Origin of the sequence: Metabacillus mesotrionivorans (assembly GCF_052171315.1) — a bacterium.
Lineage (GTDB): Bacteria > Bacillota > Bacilli > Bacillales > Bacillaceae > Bacillus_P.
Genome location: NZ_JBQMFF010000001.1, coordinates 1 through 16,583, shown reverse-complemented (window position 1 = coordinate 16,583; position 16,583 = coordinate 1). Strand labels below are relative to the sequence as shown.

The following is a 16,583-nucleotide window of genomic DNA, read 5'->3' as shown; positions in this document are numbered from 1 at the left end:
TGATCGTGAAGAAACCAGGCTTATCACAGGAAGGACAGCCGTTTTGTCCCAGCCTCTTTTATTTTTCTAAGCAAGTATCGTGCAACTCCGCATTCACGGCATAAAAAAACTGCTGCACCCCAATGGATGCAGCAGTTTTTTGTTATGACTGTGCCGTAAACTGCTCTTCTTCTGTCGAACCTTTAAGGGCAGTTGTGGAGGATGTGCCTCCTGTGATAACCTGTGACACTTCATCAAAGTAGCCTGTTCCGACTTCACGCTGATGTCTTGTCGCTGTGTAGCCGTATTGTTCGCTTGCAAACTCTGCCTGCTGAAGCTCCGAATAGGCTGCCATTCCGTTATCGCGGTATTTTCTGGCGAGCTCGAACATGCCGTAGTTGAGGGCATGGAATCCGGCAAGAGTAACGAACTGGAATTTATAGCCCATTTTCGCGATTTCTCTTTGGAATTTCGCAATTGTTTCTTCGTCCAATTTCTTTTTCCAGTTAAAGGATGGGGAGCAGTTGTAGGCAAGAAGCTTCCCAGGAAACTTCGCATGAATGGCATCGGCAAACTTCTGAGCCTGCTCAAGGTTCGGCTCTGACGTTTCGCACCAAATAAGGTCGGCATAAGGCGCATAAGCAAGTCCGCGGGCAATCGCCTGATCGATCCCGGCTGTTGTCCGGAAAAATCCTTCCGCTGTGCGCTCGCCTGTAATAAATGCCTGATCTTCAGGATCAACATCACTTGTAATTAAATCTGCTGCGTCAGCATCCGTGCGGGCAATAATGATGGTCGGTACACCCGATACATCAGCTGCAAGGCGGGCAGAAATCAAATTCTTCACAGCTGTTTGTGTAGGAAGAAGCACTTTGCCGCCAAGGTGACCGCATTTTTTCTCAGAGGAAAGCTGGTCTTCAAAATGAACAGCTGCTGCTCCGGCTTCAATCATGCCCTTCATCAGTTCAAATACATTAAGCTGTCCGCCAAAACCTGCTTCAGCATCTGCAATGATTGGAGCAAACCAGTCAATATCTCCTTCTCCTTCCATATGCTGAATCTGATCTGCACGCTGAAGGGCCTGGTTGATTCGTTTCACGACGGCCGGAACGCTGTTTGCCGGATAAAGGCTTTGGTCAGGGTACATATGGCCTGAAAGGTTTGCATCAGCCGCAACCTGCCAGCCGCTTAAATAAATCGCTTTCAATCCTGCCTTTACCTGTTGAACGGCCTGATTGCCGGTTAATGCTCCCAGTGCATGAATGTAGTCTTCCGTCTGAAGCAAATTCCAGAACTTTTCTGCACCTCTGCGTGCAAGAGTATGTTCAATATCAATCGATCCGCGCAGACGAATGACTTCTTCCGCCGAATACGGTCTTTCTACTCCATTCCATCTTGCATCCATTGCCCAGCTTTCTTCCAGTTTTCGAGCTCTTTCGTTTGTCATTTCCAGTCCCTCCAATAGTCTGTACGTTTTGTTATAATACAGTTTGTATTTTATAGTATTAATATATAACAGATTAATTGAAAATGGAATCTTTTTCTTTTAATTTTTTTGAATTTTTTAGATTGATTGACTGAAAGCTTGATATTACTGGGTTTTATAAGATTCATAAAGAAGAGGAGCCAGTCTTCCGCTGTATGATAACAGCAGGAAAGCAGGAGAAAGTTTCACTCAAAACGAAAAACATCCGAACTAATAGCCAGTTCGGATGTTTTAAAAGTAATAATCAGTTTCTTATTATTCTTCCCTCCCGCTGCCCCATTCTTCAAGATAGTTGATTCTTTCCAAAATGGTCGGGTGGCTGTATCTGAAGATTTTCACGAGCCCCGGCGGATTGACCTGGCTTAAACCGGCACGCGTCAGTTCCTGGAATGTGTTTACCGCAGCCTCCGGATTCTCTGTCATTTCTATGGCATACAGATCTGCGTCCTTTTCCTGGTGGCGCGATATGATATTTGAAAAAGGATCAGAGGCAAAGCTCAGCATGCCGAGCAGCATGAGAAAAAGCGGGAGTGAAGCAAGCTGTTTTTTCCCGTCAAGCTTCAGAACGTGCCCGTAACGCCTGATGGAGAAGTTCATGAGCCTGTTGATCATATAAAGACCAAGCAAGGTGAGCACGAGATAGCCGCCTATCCCGATATAAATATGCTTCATCACATAGTGCCCCATCTCATGGGCCATGATAAACAGAATTTCTTCTTCGCTCAGTTTATTTAACGTTGTATCCCAAAGAACGATCCTTGAGTTGTCTCCAATTCCTGTGACGTATGCGTTCAGAGCATTTGTCTTCTCAGACATGTTCACTTCAAACACATGGTCTGCCGGAATGTTGGCCTCTTCCGCAATCGCGAGGATCTTCGTTTCAAGCTCTTTGTTTTTAAGAGGCGTAAACTCATTGTACAGCGGGTCGATCAGGACCGGCTGGATGAACATCAGGAACAGGCTGAACGGTACAGAGAGAATCCATGCAAACAGCCACCATTTCCTTGAAAATTTTCTGATCAGGCCGTACAACACCGCGACAATAAGCACCATAAATGCGCAGTTCACCCAGAAATCAATCAGCTGATCCTTCATCCACTCTGAAAAGGTCTGGGTCGTAATGTGATAGGACAGCGAGATTTTATAGCGCAGCCATTCAAGCGGAAAAGCACAGAGTGTTACAAGCAGAGACAGCGCGAAAACAAACACGGCCGTCTGGAGAATAAAAAACCTGGAAATACTTTCGGCCCAGCGCTGCATCTTCTTTGCAAATCCGGTAACGAGGACAACAAAAAAGATAAACCATTCAAACGGAGCGGATGCAAAAAACATAAAATCCCTAAGCTTTGAGTAATCCTGTGAAAGGGTAAGCTCCCTGCTGTTCATAAACGTATTTGGGTCAGCTGATCCTCCCTGGAACTGTGCAGGCAGAGCAGAGTCCGCTCCCATATAGATATACCAGTAGACAAACAGGCCGTATAAGAAATAAATCAGGACTGATACAGTCAGCCATTTGCGCATGATGTTGTCCTCCCCCGAACAAGCTCTTTGTACTAGTGTAGTGTGAAAACGGCAGAGTTAGAACTTATTCGTCCGGATTAAAACAAGAGTCCGTACACGATAAGGGTTAAAATGGAACTCATGACGACAATGATGACATTCACACCTAGATAAGCGACTGCAAAAGCTGCCGCTGCGCCAACTGCCCCAAACCAAATATCCTCCTGAATAAAAAAGACACCGGGCACAATCAGGGCTCCGAGCGTTGCAAACGGAACATTCCGCAATACATTCTGAACAAAAGGCGGCAGATCTATACCGCTCAGCGCAACAAGCGGAATCATTCTTGGGAGATAGGTTACTATAGCCATTCCAAGGATCATCATCATCATATTACTCAACATGCCGCTTGGCCCCCTTTGAATAAGCAAGTTCAACTAAGACAGCGGATAACAGGGTGGACAGGACAATTGACCAGCCTGTTGAAAGAGATCCTGTCAGATAGAAAACGGCATTAAAAATGGCTGCCGTGCCCGCTAAAAAGACGACCTTCCGCTGCTTTTTCATTGACGGGACGAGCAGCCCGATAAACATTGCATACAGCGCAACAGACATACTTTCCTGCAGAGTTTCCGGAAGATTTGCGCCAATCAAATGACCGACGCCGGAAAAAACAACCCAGCTTGAGTATGAAATAAAAATAAGCCCGAACATATATCCCGCAGATACCGCTCCCTCTTTAACAGAAGCTACAGAAAAAGTTTCATCCGTGATGCCAAACGAGTAAAGCGCCTTTTTCCAAAGACTGTCCTCCTCCACTTTTTCATTCAGAGAGGCTGACATTAAGAAATGCCGGATGTTCACAATGAACGTCGTAAAAACAATTTCAAAAATGCCCGTGCCTGCCGCAAGCAGGCTGAGCGATATGTATTGGGCGGCACCTGCAAACACAAAAATGCTCATCATCACCGTTTCAGAAAGGGTCAGACCTGTATCCCCCGCAAGCAGACCGAATGTCAGCGCCACCGGCATATACCCTATCGCAATGCTGAGCCCCGCTGCCACTCCCTCTGAAAAGTGCGTCTGTTTTCTTATAAACGCTGTTTCCGCCATCCTGATGACTCCTCTCCTCTATGGATAATAGATAAGCAGAAAGCATGATGAAACGGCTTCTGTCTTATTTTCATATACATGCTCCCGGTTAGCTGTAAATTTCATTGAATCTCCTAATCTCAGTTCATAGTGGTCGTCTCCGATTGAAACAGCCATTTCCCCTTCACTGACAAACACGTATTCTTCCGCTCCGCTCAAATGCTGCTGCGAAACATGTCTGCAGCCCGGAAGAAGCTCAAGAAGAAACACTTCAAACTTTTTCTGCTGATCATAAGGAAAATAAGGAAATACACGATACTTCTCGTTTACGTCCTGCAAAGCGGTCTTTTCCACTTTACGGATAATCGATATGCCGGCGGTCTCTTCTTCAACAAGCGATGAAAAAGAAACCCCAAGACCGTTAGCAATTTTCCACAGCGTGTTGACGGTCGGACTTGACTGCCCTTTTTCAATTTGGGCAAGCATCCCCTTGCTCACTCCTGTGACGCCCGAAAGCTGATCAAGACTGTACTGCCGCATTTTCCGGATGCTTTTTAAGTTGTAGCCAATCTGCTCCTGCAAGGATTTCATATCTAATTCCTTTCAATATGTTTTTTATAGTATACATTTGTATAATATTTTGAACAATAGGAAATATTCAGACACAAGAACAAAAGCGCAAGCGCCTTGGACAGATCCGATAGGCAGATAAGAATCCGGCGGAAAAGTCCGGGTTTGACTTTTTTGACGGATTTGTTCTGACTGAGGATTTAAGCGCTTCCGCTTGCCGATGATAACTTTGTTATGTTATCCACAGCCCTATTCTTCTTTATTATTTGCTAAACAAAAAAAGCAGCCGGCCGGCTGCTTTTTCTTACTTTCCTTTGAAAACGGGTTTTCTTTTTTCACTGAAGGCTGCTAATGCCTCAAGACGGTCCTCCGTTGGAATAGTCACTTCATATGCTTTGCGTTCAATATGAAGGCCTGTCTGAAGATCAGCATTCATTCCCTGTTTGACGGCAAACTTTGCCTGCTGCAGGGCTATTGGCGCATTTTTAAGAATTTCCTCAGCAAGCTCCTTAGCAGCTTCGAGAGCATTCGGAGCTGTTTTTAAGGCAAGTCCATAGGCTGCTGCCTGCTCCGAAGTGATTTTCCTCGCAGTCAAAATCAGCTCCAGCGCCTTCGCCTCCCCAATAATTCTCGGAAGACGCTGCGTTCCTCCTGCACCCGGAATAATTCCAAGTCCAGTCTCTGTTAGGCCCACTGACGTTCCCTCAGCAATAATTCTGAAATCGCATGAAAGGGCAAGCTCCATGCCGCCCCCGAATGCATAGCCGTTAATGGCGGCAATGGTTGGCTGAGGAAGTGAATCTATTTTCATGAAAACTTCACCTATTTTAAAGAGGTTCCGTTTCACCTGCTGGTCAGTCAGCGTTTTTCGTTCCTTTAAATCAGCTCCGGCACAAAAGGCTTTATCTCCTGATCCTGTAAAAATAACGGCCCTTACTTCTTCGTTTGTCCGGATATCCTCTACTGCCTCCTCAAGCTGAAGAAGCGTTTCGTAGTTGAAACAGTTGAACACTTCCGGTCTGTTCAGCGTGACGACCGCAAGATTCTTTTCTACCGTATATAGAATAGTTGTCAAAACAGACTTCCCCTCCCCCCGACTATTTTTGAAGAACTTGATCCTTAAGCGCTCTGCGCAGGATTTTTCCAGTCGTATTTTTTGGAAGTTCCTCCAGGAATTCAATGGAGCCAGGGACTTTATACTTCGCCAGATGCTCACGGCAGTGCGCTTTCAGGCCTTCTTCTGTCAGCGATTTGTCTTTTACAACAACAAAGCATTTCACCGCTTCTCCCTGATTCGGGTCAGGCACGCCGACAACCGCAGCTTCCACTACACCCGGGTGGCTGTAGAGAACTTCCTCAACTTCACGGGGATACACATTATAGCCGCCGACGATGACCATATCTTTTTTGCGGTCAACAATTGTAAAATAGCCTTCTTCATCCATTGTGGCAAGGTCGCCTGTATAAAGCCAGCCATTGCGGATTGTATGGGCTGTTTCCTCAGGCATGTTATAGTAGCCCTTCATGACATTCGGGCCCTTGACAATCAGTTCCCCTACCCGTCCTGGAGGCACTTCCTCGCCAAGCTCATTCACCACTTTATTTTCAACGTTTAAAATGTTTGTCCCGATGGATCCTGCCTTTCTCGGACGGTCCAGCGGATTAAAGCAGGTGACAGGAGAAGCTTCCGATAAACCATAGCCTTCCGACACAACCACATTAAATTTCTGTTCAAAGCCTTTTAAAAGAGCAACCGGCATCGAAGCTCCGCCGGAAATGCACAATCTCAGCGTTTTTAAATCCTCTTTGTCCCCGCCTTCATGCTGAAGAAGGAAATTATACATCGTTGGTACTCCTGCAAAAACAGTTGCTTCATACGTTTTTACAAGCTTAAAGATTTCAGCAGGACTAAAGCGCGGAACAATCAGCAGCGTTGCACCGCTGATCAGCGGCGCGTTCAGCGAAACCGTCAGACAGAACACGTGGAACATCGGTAGAGTCGCTACGACTTTGTCTCCGTCGTTCATTTTCAGGTAAGAACCTACATCACGTGCATTGCTGTATAGGTTTTTGTGCGTCAGCATAGCGCCTTTCGGCTTTCCTGTCGTGCCTGATGTATAGAGAATGACAGCCGTGTCATCGTCCTCAAGCGTAACTTCAGCAGGGTTTGCGCCTGCCTGGGCCACAATGCTTGTAAACGATTTCAATTTTGGGCTGATTGAAAGCGAAGACACTTCAAATCCGCTCTTTGCTTCTGAGGGCGGTGTTTCACATGAGATAATGTGCTCGACCTGAGGCAGAACCCCATTCATTTTTTCAAATAGCGGCAGCAGCACATCCAGTGTGACAATTGTCTTTACATCACCGTTGTTCAATATGTACCCGATTTCATCCGGTGTGTAAATTGGATTGATTGGTATGACCGTAGCTCCCGCACGCATTGCCCCGTAAAGAGAAATCACGAAATACGGAGAATTGCCAAGTACAAGCGCAAGATGATCCCCCTTTTTGACCCCAAGCTGCTGCAGACTGTCAGCAAATTTGCTGATCAGCACATCAAGTTCCCCGTACGACGTTTCTTTCCCTTCAAAAATAAACGCCGGCTTGCCTCCGTACTTCTGTGCAGACAGAGACAGCTGTGATAGTAAATTCATTCTCCCACCCCTTGCGAAAATGAATGAACAGCCATTCATTTTCTAAAAATTTAAAACTATAAATCTATTATATTTTATGACGGAAAAATTCTCAACAAACGGCTTGGCGGATGAGGGAGAAATTTGCTGAATTGTGAACGTATATCACCTGCCCAACAATAAAAAAGCGCCCTAAAAAAGGACGCCTTACGTAATCAATAGATAAGCTCGATAAATTGTTCTTTTTCAATATTGCCGAAATAATACTTGATATCTGTGTCCCTCAAAGCCGTTTCAATGGAAGAACGGTCATATTGCAGGCCGGTAAGAAGGTTTTCGATCTCTTCAACGTCACCTACTCCGAAGAAGTCTCCGAAGATTTTGCAGTTTTCGATCTTACCTTTCTTCACCTCCAGGCGGATGTCAATCTGTCCGATCGGAAAGCGGTGCGAATGCTGGAGGTTAAAGGATGGCGATTTGCCGTAGTTCCAGTTCCAGTTCTGGTAGCGTTCCTCAGACAGAGCATGGATTTTTTCCCAATCCGCTTCTGTTAAAACGTATTGCGGAATTTCGCCGTCTGTATCAAAGATGTAGCGCAGAATCAGTTCTCTGAATTCCTCTATCGTGATTTTTTCCTCAAGGAATTCGCTGATGTTTGCCACACGGCTCCGAATGGATTTGATTCCTTTTGATTCAATTTTGTCCTTTTTCACTTTCAGTGCGGACACGACATTTTCCATTTCCGAATCAAACAGCAGCGTTCCGTGGCTGAACATTCTGCCCTTTGTAGAAAACTGGGCATTTCCTGAAATCTTTCTGCCTTCAGCAAGGATATCATTGCGGCCGCTAAGCTCCGCATCTACACCAAGACGCTTTAATGCACGCGTCACGGGTTCAGTGAATTTTTTGAAATTGTGAAAACTGTTTCCGTCATCTTTTGTAATAAAGCTGAAGTTCAGGTTGCCAAGGTCATGATAAACCGCACCCCCGCCTGAAAGCCTCCGCACAACATGAAGACCCTGCTCTTCCACATACTTTGTGTTGATTTCTTCTATTGTATTTTGATTCTTCCCGATGATAATGGAAGGTTCGTTAATATAAAAAAGCAAATACGATTGCTCAGGATCGAGATTTTTCAGGCAATATTCTTCGATTGCCAGATTGATTCTCGGATCTGTGATTCCTTTATTATCAATAAACAGCATGTACTTTTCCTCCTAATTGCCCTTCGTCCATTGCAGGCCAGATGCTGCAAGACGGACGGGACCTTTGTAGATCGTTTTAGCCTCACTTACGAGATTTGCCACTGTTCCGAAATGAGGAAGGTGCGTCAGGATCAATTCTTTTACCGAGGCACGCTCAGCAAGTCTCCCGGCATCAAGACTGTTCATATGCCCGGCAGACGAGCCGTCCATATCCCCGTAAAAATTGCATTCGCAAAGCAGAAGATCTGCATCTTTTGAAAAAGGAACAAATTCTTCCCTGTAGCTTGAGTCAGCCGTGTAAACTACTTCTGCTGAACCATCGGAAATCCGCATCGCATAACAGTCTACCGGATGCTTTGTTTTCATAAAACGGATGGTAAAAGGTCCAATCTGGATTGGTTCTTCCGGATTGTAGGCCTTTCCTGCAGTTACTTCTTTGTATGTAAGCCCTGCAAATGCTTCTGCATCAGCTGAATGGCCGTATATAGGCAGCGTCCTGCTGCTTTTATTCATAAAGGATCCAACAAGTCTTGCAAATTGCAGCGGCCCTACATCAGCAATATGATCATGATGATAATGAGACAGAATCACCGCATCAAGTTCTTCCGGTTTTGCGTAATTCTGCAGCTGGGATAAAACCGCGCTTCCGCAGTCAACTAAGAGCCGGAAACCATCTGATTCAAACAGATAGCCTGAAGAAGCTTCATTAACAGCAGGAAATCCTCCCCAAAAACCAACAACCGTTATTTTCATGTGAATCCTCCCTCGCTCATTCCTATCTTACAATATACCCATTTTTCGCTGGCAAGCGCAAGCTGCGGCGCCTCTAAACCTGCAGACAGCAGCCCATTTTTTGAAAAGAAGCACATTGTTACAAAACAGATGTTGACATACCTCCATCTGTTATAATACAATGAGTGTAATAACAACTTGGAGGGGATACCAATGTTAGTTAAAATGACTGAATTTTTCAAAAACCTGCCGGCAAAAAAATGTCTTGAGTGCGGGGAAAAGATTGAAGAGCAGCACGAGTGCTACGGCAATACATGCGATAAGTGCATGAACGTCGGCAGCCTGTAACCATACCAATCCTATACCTATATTTTTGAGAAAGGACTCATTGTCCTTTCTTTTTTTTGCGAACATTTACAGCACTTTCCCGATTGTCTATACTCGCGTTTCTGTTCTTAACTGCCTGCAGCTGCACTTTCTTCTTTTCCCATAACCGCGGTTGTGTTCTTAACTCCCTGTAGCAGCACTTTCTCCTTTTTCTATCATCATGTTTGTGCTCTTAACCCCCGCTAACAGCACTTTCTCCTTTTCCCATAACCCCGTTTGTGCGCTTAACCGCCGCTAACAGCACTTTCTCCTTTTTCTATCATCACGTTTGTGCTCTTAACCTTCGTTTACAGCACTTTCTCATCTCCCCATGATTAATAAAGTGCTGCAATAAAGCTTTACTATAAATAAAAAAAGACACTGAAAAATCTCAGTGTCTCTCCCATCATACTTCCCGGTCCCAATGACGGTGCTCGGCTGCGGCACTGATAAATGCATCAGAGAATACCGCAGGATCTTGTGTTTGTTCTGCTACAATCACGCCGGGACCATTAGCGATTCCCGCTGCTTCAAGTACTTCTGCAGCTTCATAGGCGGCTCCAATTGGCTTAAAGTGACTGAATCCTTCTTTTAGAAATGCTGCGGCGTCTTTTTTGCCGAGCAGGAGCTCTTTATTCTTCTGCCCGCCCGCTACATAAAAAGCGTCGAACAGTATGGAATCACTTGTGAGGAAGGTATGATCAACCTCAAGCTCTTCGCCGCCCTCACTTTTCAGCGGGCTCAGCGTATGGCTGATGACTTCAGGCATCATGCCTGTTTCTTTCATTTTACCAATAAAAGCGTTCAGGGAAGCCGAATCGTAGCCGTCTTCGGCAAGCACTGCCACTTTACGCGTATCGGGAACTTTGACCGTTTTTTCCTGGCTCAGTGCAGGTGACTCAAGTGTGACGCCAGACTCCGTTTGCTCATTCGGAACCGAAGCGCCGATCCCCTCAGCCACTTCACCGGCAAGTCTGTTGTCAATGCAGCTGATCATATTAACGACCTGCTGCTGAACGCTCTTGCTTTTTACTTTGCCGAGCTCAAAACGGAAGGCCGTGATCATATGCTGCTTTTCAACTTCTGACATGCTGTTCCAGAACAGCTTTGCCTGTGAGAAATGGTCTTTAAAACTCTCGCTGCGCTGGCGGATCTTCCGTCCATCCACTTTTTCCTGATAGTGGACATATCCTCCTTGCTCGCGTGCAGCAGGACGCGGAGCATTTTGGGCAAGCGAGTTCTGATGATAGGCCGTCTGCCCGCGGTTTATGGTCATGCGGTGCATGCCGTCCCGCTGATTGTTATGAAACGGACAGACAGGACGATTGATCGGAATCTCGTGAAAGTTCGGACCGCCAAGTCTTGTAATCTGTGTATCTGTATAGGAAAAGAGGCGCCCCTGCAGCAGCGGATCATTTGTAAAATCGATGCCCGGCACTACGTGTCCCGGATGGAACGCGACCTGCTCGGATTCGGCAAATACATTATCCTGATTGCGGTCGAGCGTCATTTTGCCGATGATTTTGACTGGGACGATTTCCTCCGGCCACAGTTTTGTTGCGTCAAGAAGATCAAAATCAAAGTTAAATTCGTCCTCTTCCTCAATCATCTGAACCCCAAGCTCGTACTCTGGATAGTCACCGTTCTCGATGGATTCGTAAAGATCTCTTCTGTGAAAATCAGGATCTTTTCCGGCAAGCTTCTGGGCTTCGTCCCATACGAGCGAATGAACGCCGAGCTTCGGTTTCCAGTGGAATTTTACGAAACGCGCTTTTCCTTCTTCATTGACAAACCTGAAAGTATGTACGCCAAACCCTTCCATCATCCGGTAGCTGCGGGGTATTGCCCGGTCAGACATCGCCCACATCATCATGTGTGCAGATTCCTGATTGTTGGCAATGAAGTCCCAGAAGGTGTCATGAGCAGATGAGGCCTGGGGCATTTCATTATGAGGCTCCGGCTTTACCGCATGGACGAGATCCGGAAATTTAATCGCATCCTGAATGAAGAAAACTGGGATGTTGTTCCCGACGAGATCATAGTTTCCTTCTTCCGTATAAAACTTAACGGCAAATCCCCTGACATCCCTGACCGTATCTGCCGACCCCTTAGAGCCCGCCACCGTTGAAAACCGCACGAATACAGGTGTTTTGACAGAAGGGTCCTGCAAAAATCCCGCCATTGTAAATTCTTTCATCGGCTCGTAAACCTGAAAATACCCGTGTGCGCCGTAGCCCATTGCATGGACAGCCCGCTCCGGAATCCGCTCGTGGTCGAAATGGGTCATCTTTTCCCGAAAATGAAAGTCCTCCATCAGGGTCGGTCCGCGGTCGCCTGCCTTAAGAGAGTGCTCGTCATCTGAAACCTTAAGTCCCTGATTTGTCGTCATGTTCCCGTCTTTATCATCAACCCGGTATGCTTCCAGCTGCTCATCCTTGCTGTTTTTGCTCTGCTTGTCCAAATTTCTCATCCCTTCCGTACAGTAATAGTCACCCTTTTGAATTACCACAATTTTCTTTCCAGTAAACATTGAAGGCGTATGCACATAAAAAGGCACCAGCCACAGGCTGGTGCCTTACTCTATTAAACGTTTGCGAGCTTTTTACCGGCCGTTGAATCTCTTATAATCAGTTTCAGCGGAAACTGATAGATTTCACGGGCAGCGTATGATTTTCTGTTTATTTTTTCAATCATGATGTCCATGGCTTTTTGGGCCATTTCGCAGACAGGCTGCTGTACGGTTGTAATCATGGGGTCGAGCAGTTCTGTGATGGCCTGATTATCAAAGCCCACAACTGCAAGGTCAGAAGGAATGCTCCAGCCGTTTTTTTTCGCTTCAGAGATGACTCCTGCAGCCACTTCATCTGCTCCGGTAAAAAGAGCGGACGGCCGATTCTCCAAAGCAGCCAGCTCATGAAAAACACGTTTTCCATCTTCAATATTAAATGCATTCCGGAATGCGGCGTTTTCATCAAACGTTAATCCCGCTTCCTTCAGTGCCTGCCTGAAGCCTCTTTCCCGCTCTTTGGCAACGTTGCTTCTGTGCCCGCCGCAGCAATAGCCGATATGGGTATGCCCCTGTTCAATCAGATGCTTGGTTGCTATGTATCCGCCAAACGTCTGATCAAGCCTGATCATCGGCACAGACGCATCCTCTTCAAACTCATTGCAAAGAACAATCGGACCGTAATCTGTGAATGGCTCGATTTTGCTCCAGTCGTTCTCCAGGGATGCAAGGATCACACCATCCACCTGCTTTGTTTTAAGAAGGTTTAAATAGGTGAGCTCTTTTGTTTTGGAATATTGAGTCTGGCAAACAATCAGCTGATAGTTCCTGGCTGACGACGCCATTTCAAGTGATTCGATAAACTGGCTGAAAAAAGGATTCAGCACCCGCGGTATAAAAACAGCAATAATTTCAGTTTTTTGATTTCGAAGACTTCTTGCAGATGAATTCGGAACATATCCAAGCTCATCCATTGCTTCTAAGACAACCTTTTTCTTCGAATCGGAAACGTACGGATGATTGTTGATGACCCGGGAAACAGTGGTCCTTGACAGTCCTGCAAGTCTGGCAACATCCTCGATTGTTGACACGTTCACTCCTCCTCATCTTGCGAACGAACAGCGTACCCACGGTGAAATCGTTCTCATTTTTCTATTATATGTTAAAATGTAAGGGCTTTCAATAATAGTTTTATAGATTTTTCCATTACAAAAACACCCGAAGCTTTTTGCTTCGGGTGTTTAAGGTTATGCTGCAGCTTCCTCTGTGAGGCTGTTCTTGTTTTTTCTGATGGCCACGAAGAAGTAGGCAATGGTTCCTGCAATCATCGCTGCGATGAAGATGCCGAGGATACCTGCCTGCTGCCACATGTAGCTGTAATCACCTGATGAGATGACCGCTTTAAAACCTGAGACAGTATAGGTCATCGGCAGCCATGCATTAAAGATCTGCAATGGCTCTGGAATCAATTCCAGAGGGAATGTTCCGGCGCTTGTAGTAAGCTGAAGAATCAGGATAATAATAGCCACAAATCTTCCCGGATCTCCTAGTGATGTCACAAAGAATTGTACCAGTGTAAGGAATGCTATGCTTGTGATGATGCTGAATAAAATAAACAATGGAACACTTTGTACTTCGATATCAAGTCCATAGAGTAAAACAGCATCAGATAGCAAAGCCTGGATGACTCCGACTGCAGCCAGTACACCAAACTTGCTCATGAACCAGCCAATTGCGCTCTTAGGCGTTCCGGCTGCCTGTCTTAACGGGAATACGATGGAAAGCAGCAGGGCTCCTACGAATAGTCCGAGAGACAGGAAGTATGGTGCAAAACCGGTTCCGTAATTTGGAACGGCGTTGATTTTTTCATCTTTTACCTTTACCGGCTCTGAAATCATGTCATAGGTTTCGTCAGAGCCTCCGGCATCTTTTGTTTCCTCTGCTGCGTCACCAAGTTTAGATGACAGTTCGCCTGTCCCTTCAGAGAGTTTGCCGACGCCGTCGTCCACTTTTCCGGCACCGTCAGCAAGCTTGTTTGTGCCGTCCTGAAGCGCACTTGACCCTTCAGCAAGCTTTGAAATTCCGGAACCGAGTTCACTATTTCCGGCAGCAAGTTCAGCTGAGCCGGCTTTTGCTTTCGCGAATTCCTGATTAAAGGTCTTTTGTCCTTCGGTTAATTGTTTTTGCCCATTCAGCAGATCACCTGAGCCTGCATACAGTTTTTCCTGTCCGGCCACAAGCTGATTGATGCCTTCTTCTGCTTTCTTTTGGCCTGCTGCAAGTTCAGAAGAACCTTTTGAAAGCTTGGAAGCACCTACCTGAAGCTCTCCGGCTCCTGCTGAAAGTTCTGCACTTTTACCTGCAAGAGTAGATGCTCCCTTTTGTGCATCGGCAGCTCCCGCAGAAAGCTGTCCGAGACTTGACTCCAGCTGTTTGCTTCCTTCAGAAAGCTGGCTGACGCCTTTTGCCGCTTCAATCAGTTTTTGTTTCTCAGCTTCCGGAAGAGGAAGCTTCTCGATTTGCGGCAGCATGACTGCCAGCTGGTCATTTAACTGAGTCAGGCCTGCAGAGAGTTCTCCGGCTCCTTTATAGGCAGCCTGATTACCGGCAGAAAGCTTATCCAGCCCTGTAGATAATTCTCCTGCTCCGGCAGCTAATGCCGTGCTTCCGTCAGAAAGTCGGTTAAGGCCTCCGGATAATTCTCCTGCTCCGGCACTGATCTCTTCTGACCCCGCAGTAAGTTTCGGAACATTGCTTTGAAGCTCTTTCATTCCGGACAGAGAGGTTCCAAGACCTTCGTTCAGCTGGGCAGCTCCTTTTTCAGCGCTCACAGAACCGCTGTAGAGCTTCCCGCTTCCGTCCTGAAGCTGTCCAAGACCGCTGTCCAGTTTTTGGGCTCCGTTTGCCAGTTTTTTTGCTCCGGCAGAAGCGTCATTCAATCCGTCCTTAAACGTAATCGATTTTCCTGCAAGCAGCTCAAGCTTTTCTTTCAGCTCAGCTGAACCGCCTTTCAGATCGACGACACCTTCATTGATCTTGCCTGCTCCATCACTTGCATCGCCAAGTCCGTCTGCAAGCTTGTCAATGTTTTCAAAGATGCTTTCTGCATAGGTTTTTGTAATCGTATTTGAGACTTCTTCTTTAATTTGAGCAACTGCGGTTCCGCCAATTTGCCCTGACAAAAAGTTAAAGCCTTCATTCGGAACATATTTCAGCTCAAGTGACTGAGGATCTTCATCCATCAGTGTTGTCGCATTTTCCGAAAAATTCTCGGGTATTTCAATCATCATATAGTACTGCTCGTTTTCAAGGCCTCTCACAGCCTCATCCTTTGAAACAAATTTCCATTTGAACTTTGGATTTGCTTTCAAATTATCAACAAGCTCAGATCCAATCTGAAGCTCTGTTCCATCATAATCTGCTCCAGTATCTTCGTTGACTACGGCAACAGGAAGCTGATCAAGCTGCTCATACGGATCCCAGAACGCCCAAAGGAACATCCCTGCATACATGAGCGGGATGAATAAAACAGCAAGGACCGGAATCAGCACTTTTTTGTTGGAAACTAACGCTTTCCACTCTTTAGCCATTAAACTCATTGCATTTCCTCCTAATTTAATACATATTGACCAATTTGTTCAATTGGTCACTCCTCCGCAAAAAGATAGGACCATCTATGTTGATAATCCTTTGAGTAAGTATAATTCAAATAAATGCGCAATTTCTTCTTTCTCAAGCGGTTCATGGTTCTTTTCCCAGTCAAAAATGAGAGAAATATACAGTTTCAGCATCACAAATGCTGTTACTTCAGGGTTGCACTCTCGAAGTTCTCCTTTATTTACAGCTGCTTCTATTTTAGCAGCGATAAACTGCAGGATCATTTTTTCAAGCCTCTGAACGACTTCCTGAACGGCAGGTGTCCCGACATCTGTGCTTTCCTGAAAAATCTTAATCGTGAATTGATGCTTTTTGCGAAATTCAAGCAGATTGTACAGGGCACGGTGAACATTTTCAAAGAATGGAAGATCCTCATCCATCGCCTCTTCAGCAGCAATCCGCATTTCCGTCAGCAAAGATGAGACAATCTCATCAAACAGCTCTTCCTTGTTTTTAAAGAAGGTATAGATCGTTCCTTTTCCCACATTTGCAAGCTTGGCAACAGAATCCATTGTCGTTGCCTTGTAGCCATAGTGGGTAAATGATCTTGTTGCTGCTTCTAAAATAAGCTGTTTACGGTCCACGCTCAATCCTCTCACCTCCTAAAAATGACCGAATGACAATTTTGGTCATTTAGTACAAAAAGAAATATATCATACATTTTTTAAAGAAGCAACTGCTGTTGCAGAGAAAATTGCGGCCATATATTCATGCGCAATGTGTTTGAAATTATACCCGTTCCCTTTCGCTCCAGTCACTTGCTTTCCGCGGGGAGTGCCTGGAGCCTCCTGATATGAACGAAACTGTCAAGGTTCCTCCCGCACACCGTTTTTTGAACGTCTTTAATAAGAGAAGCG

Annotated in this window: 14 protein-coding genes; 1 reads left to right on the top strand and 13 read right to left on the bottom strand. The window is 45.8% G+C overall.

Going from position 1 to position 16,583, the window contains the following annotated elements; all coding sequences use genetic code 11:
* Nucleotides 1–142: 142 nt before the first annotated feature.
* From aceA to ACTSEZ_RS00030, 9 genes are all read right to left on the bottom strand, one after another.
* Nucleotides 143–1,426, bottom strand: a complete 1,284-nt coding sequence (gene aceA, locus ACTSEZ_RS00070; RefSeq protein ID WP_369732132.1) for an isocitrate lyase — start codon at nucleotides 1,424–1,426, stop codon at nucleotides 143–145.
* Nucleotides 1,427–1,720: 294 nt separating this feature from the next.
* The gene (locus tag ACTSEZ_RS00065; protein ID WP_369732131.1) at nucleotides 1,721–2,986 is read right to left on the bottom strand and encodes a M48 family metallopeptidase; all 1,266 of its coding nucleotides are present in this window, start codon (nucleotides 2,984–2,986) and stop codon (nucleotides 1,721–1,723) included.
* 77 nt (nucleotides 2,987–3,063) lie between these two features.
* Nucleotides 3,064–3,369, bottom strand: a complete 306-nt coding sequence (locus ACTSEZ_RS00060) for an AzlD domain-containing protein (RefSeq protein ID WP_369732130.1) — start codon at nucleotides 3,367–3,369, stop codon at nucleotides 3,064–3,066.
* Nucleotides 3,359–4,078 (bottom strand): AzlC family ABC transporter permease, encoded by a 720-nt coding sequence (locus tag ACTSEZ_RS00055; protein WP_369732129.1) that lies wholly within the window; start codon nucleotides 4,076–4,078, stop codon nucleotides 3,359–3,361. The genes ACTSEZ_RS00060 and ACTSEZ_RS00055 overlap by 11 nt, the downstream gene beginning before the upstream one ends.
* An 18-nt stretch (nucleotides 4,079–4,096) precedes the next feature.
* Nucleotides 4,097–4,648 (bottom strand): helix-turn-helix domain-containing protein, encoded by a 552-nt coding sequence (locus tag ACTSEZ_RS00050; protein ID WP_369732128.1) that lies wholly within the window; start codon nucleotides 4,646–4,648, stop codon nucleotides 4,097–4,099.
* Nucleotides 4,649–4,931: 283 nt separating this feature from the next.
* Nucleotides 4,932–5,702: an enoyl-CoA hydratase-related protein gene (locus tag ACTSEZ_RS00045; protein WP_369732126.1), complete on the bottom strand. Its 771-nt coding sequence runs from the start codon at nucleotides 5,700–5,702 to the stop codon at nucleotides 4,932–4,934.
* Between the two features lie 22 nt (nucleotides 5,703–5,724).
* Entirely contained in the window at nucleotides 5,725–7,281 is a 1,557-nt protein-coding gene (locus ACTSEZ_RS00040; RefSeq protein WP_369732125.1) for a fatty acid--CoA ligase family protein, read from the bottom strand.
* Between the two features lie 194 nt (nucleotides 7,282–7,475).
* Nucleotides 7,476–8,465, bottom strand: coding sequence for a lipoate--protein ligase (lplA, locus tag ACTSEZ_RS00035; RefSeq protein ID WP_369732124.1), 990 nt, complete (start codon nucleotides 8,463–8,465; stop codon nucleotides 7,476–7,478).
* A 12-nt stretch (nucleotides 8,466–8,477) separates the two neighbouring features.
* Entirely contained in the window at nucleotides 8,478–9,218 is a 741-nt protein-coding gene (locus tag ACTSEZ_RS00030; protein ID WP_369732122.1) for an MBL fold metallo-hydrolase, read from the bottom strand.
* Nucleotides 9,219–9,410: 192 nt separating this feature from the next.
* Between ACTSEZ_RS00030 and yhfH the strand changes: the two genes are divergently transcribed.
* Nucleotides 9,411–9,545, top strand: coding sequence for a protein YhfH (yhfH, locus tag ACTSEZ_RS00025; RefSeq protein ID WP_081870260.1), 135 nt, complete (start codon nucleotides 9,411–9,413; stop codon nucleotides 9,543–9,545).
* 424 nt (nucleotides 9,546–9,969) lie between these two features.
* Here yhfH and ACTSEZ_RS00020 read toward each other — a convergent pair whose 3' ends face one another.
* The 4 genes from ACTSEZ_RS00020 to ACTSEZ_RS00005 form a co-directional block, all read right to left on the bottom strand.
* Entirely contained in the window at nucleotides 9,970–12,033 is a 2,064-nt protein-coding gene (locus tag ACTSEZ_RS00020) for a catalase (RefSeq protein WP_369733046.1), read from the bottom strand.
* Between the two features lie 113 nt (nucleotides 12,034–12,146).
* A complete protein-coding gene (locus tag ACTSEZ_RS00015; RefSeq protein WP_369732121.1) occupies nucleotides 12,147–13,160 on the bottom strand; it encodes a LacI family DNA-binding transcriptional regulator in 1,014 nt (337 codons plus the stop codon).
* A gap of 156 nt (nucleotides 13,161–13,316) precedes the next feature.
* Entirely contained in the window at nucleotides 13,317–15,668 is a 2,352-nt protein-coding gene (locus ACTSEZ_RS00010; RefSeq protein WP_369732120.1) for a YhgE/Pip family protein, read from the bottom strand.
* A gap of 75 nt (nucleotides 15,669–15,743) precedes the next feature.
* Nucleotides 15,744–16,316, bottom strand: coding sequence for a TetR/AcrR family transcriptional regulator (locus ACTSEZ_RS00005; protein WP_369732118.1), 573 nt, complete (start codon nucleotides 16,314–16,316; stop codon nucleotides 15,744–15,746).
* Nucleotides 16,317–16,583 lie beyond the last annotated feature (267 nt).

Excerpts from the sequence above, each read along its gene's own strand:
- ACTSEZ_RS00060 (WP_369732130.1), bottom strand. The coding sequence starts at position 3,369 with ATGTTGAGTAATATGATGATGATGATCCTTGGAATGGCTATAGTAACC.
- ACTSEZ_RS00065 (WP_369732131.1), bottom strand. The coding sequence starts at position 2,986 with ATGCGCAAATGGCTGACTGTATCAGTCCTGATTTATTTCTTATACGGC.
- ACTSEZ_RS00055 (WP_369732129.1), bottom strand. The coding sequence starts at position 4,078 with ATGGCGGAAACAGCGTTTATAAGAAAACAGACGCACTTTTCAGAGGGA.
- ACTSEZ_RS00050 (WP_369732128.1), bottom strand. The coding sequence starts at position 4,648 with ATGAAATCCTTGCAGGAGCAGATTGGCTACAACTTAAAAAGCATCCGG.
- ACTSEZ_RS00040 (WP_369732125.1), bottom strand. The coding sequence starts at position 7,281 with ATGAATTTACTATCACAGCTGTCTCTGTCTGCACAGAAGTACGGAGGC.
- lplA (WP_369732124.1), bottom strand. The coding sequence starts at position 8,465 with ATGCTGTTTATTGATAATAAAGGAATCACAGATCCGAGAATCAATCTG.
- aceA (WP_369732132.1), bottom strand. The coding sequence starts at position 1,426 with ATGACAAACGAAAGAGCTCGAAAACTGGAAGAAAGCTGGGCAATGGAT.
- yhfH (WP_081870260.1), top strand. The coding sequence starts at position 9,411 with ATGTTAGTTAAAATGACTGAATTTTTCAAAAACCTGCCGGCAAAAAAA.
- ACTSEZ_RS00020 (WP_369733046.1), bottom strand. The coding sequence starts at position 12,033 with ATGAGAAATTTGGACAAGCAGAGCAAAAACAGCAAGGATGAGCAGCTG.
- ACTSEZ_RS00030 (WP_369732122.1), bottom strand. The coding sequence starts at position 9,218 with ATGAAAATAACGGTTGTTGGTTTTTGGGGAGGATTTCCTGCTGTTAAT.
- ACTSEZ_RS00010 (WP_369732120.1), bottom strand. The coding sequence starts at position 15,668 with ATGAGTTTAATGGCTAAAGAGTGGAAAGCGTTAGTTTCCAACAAAAAA.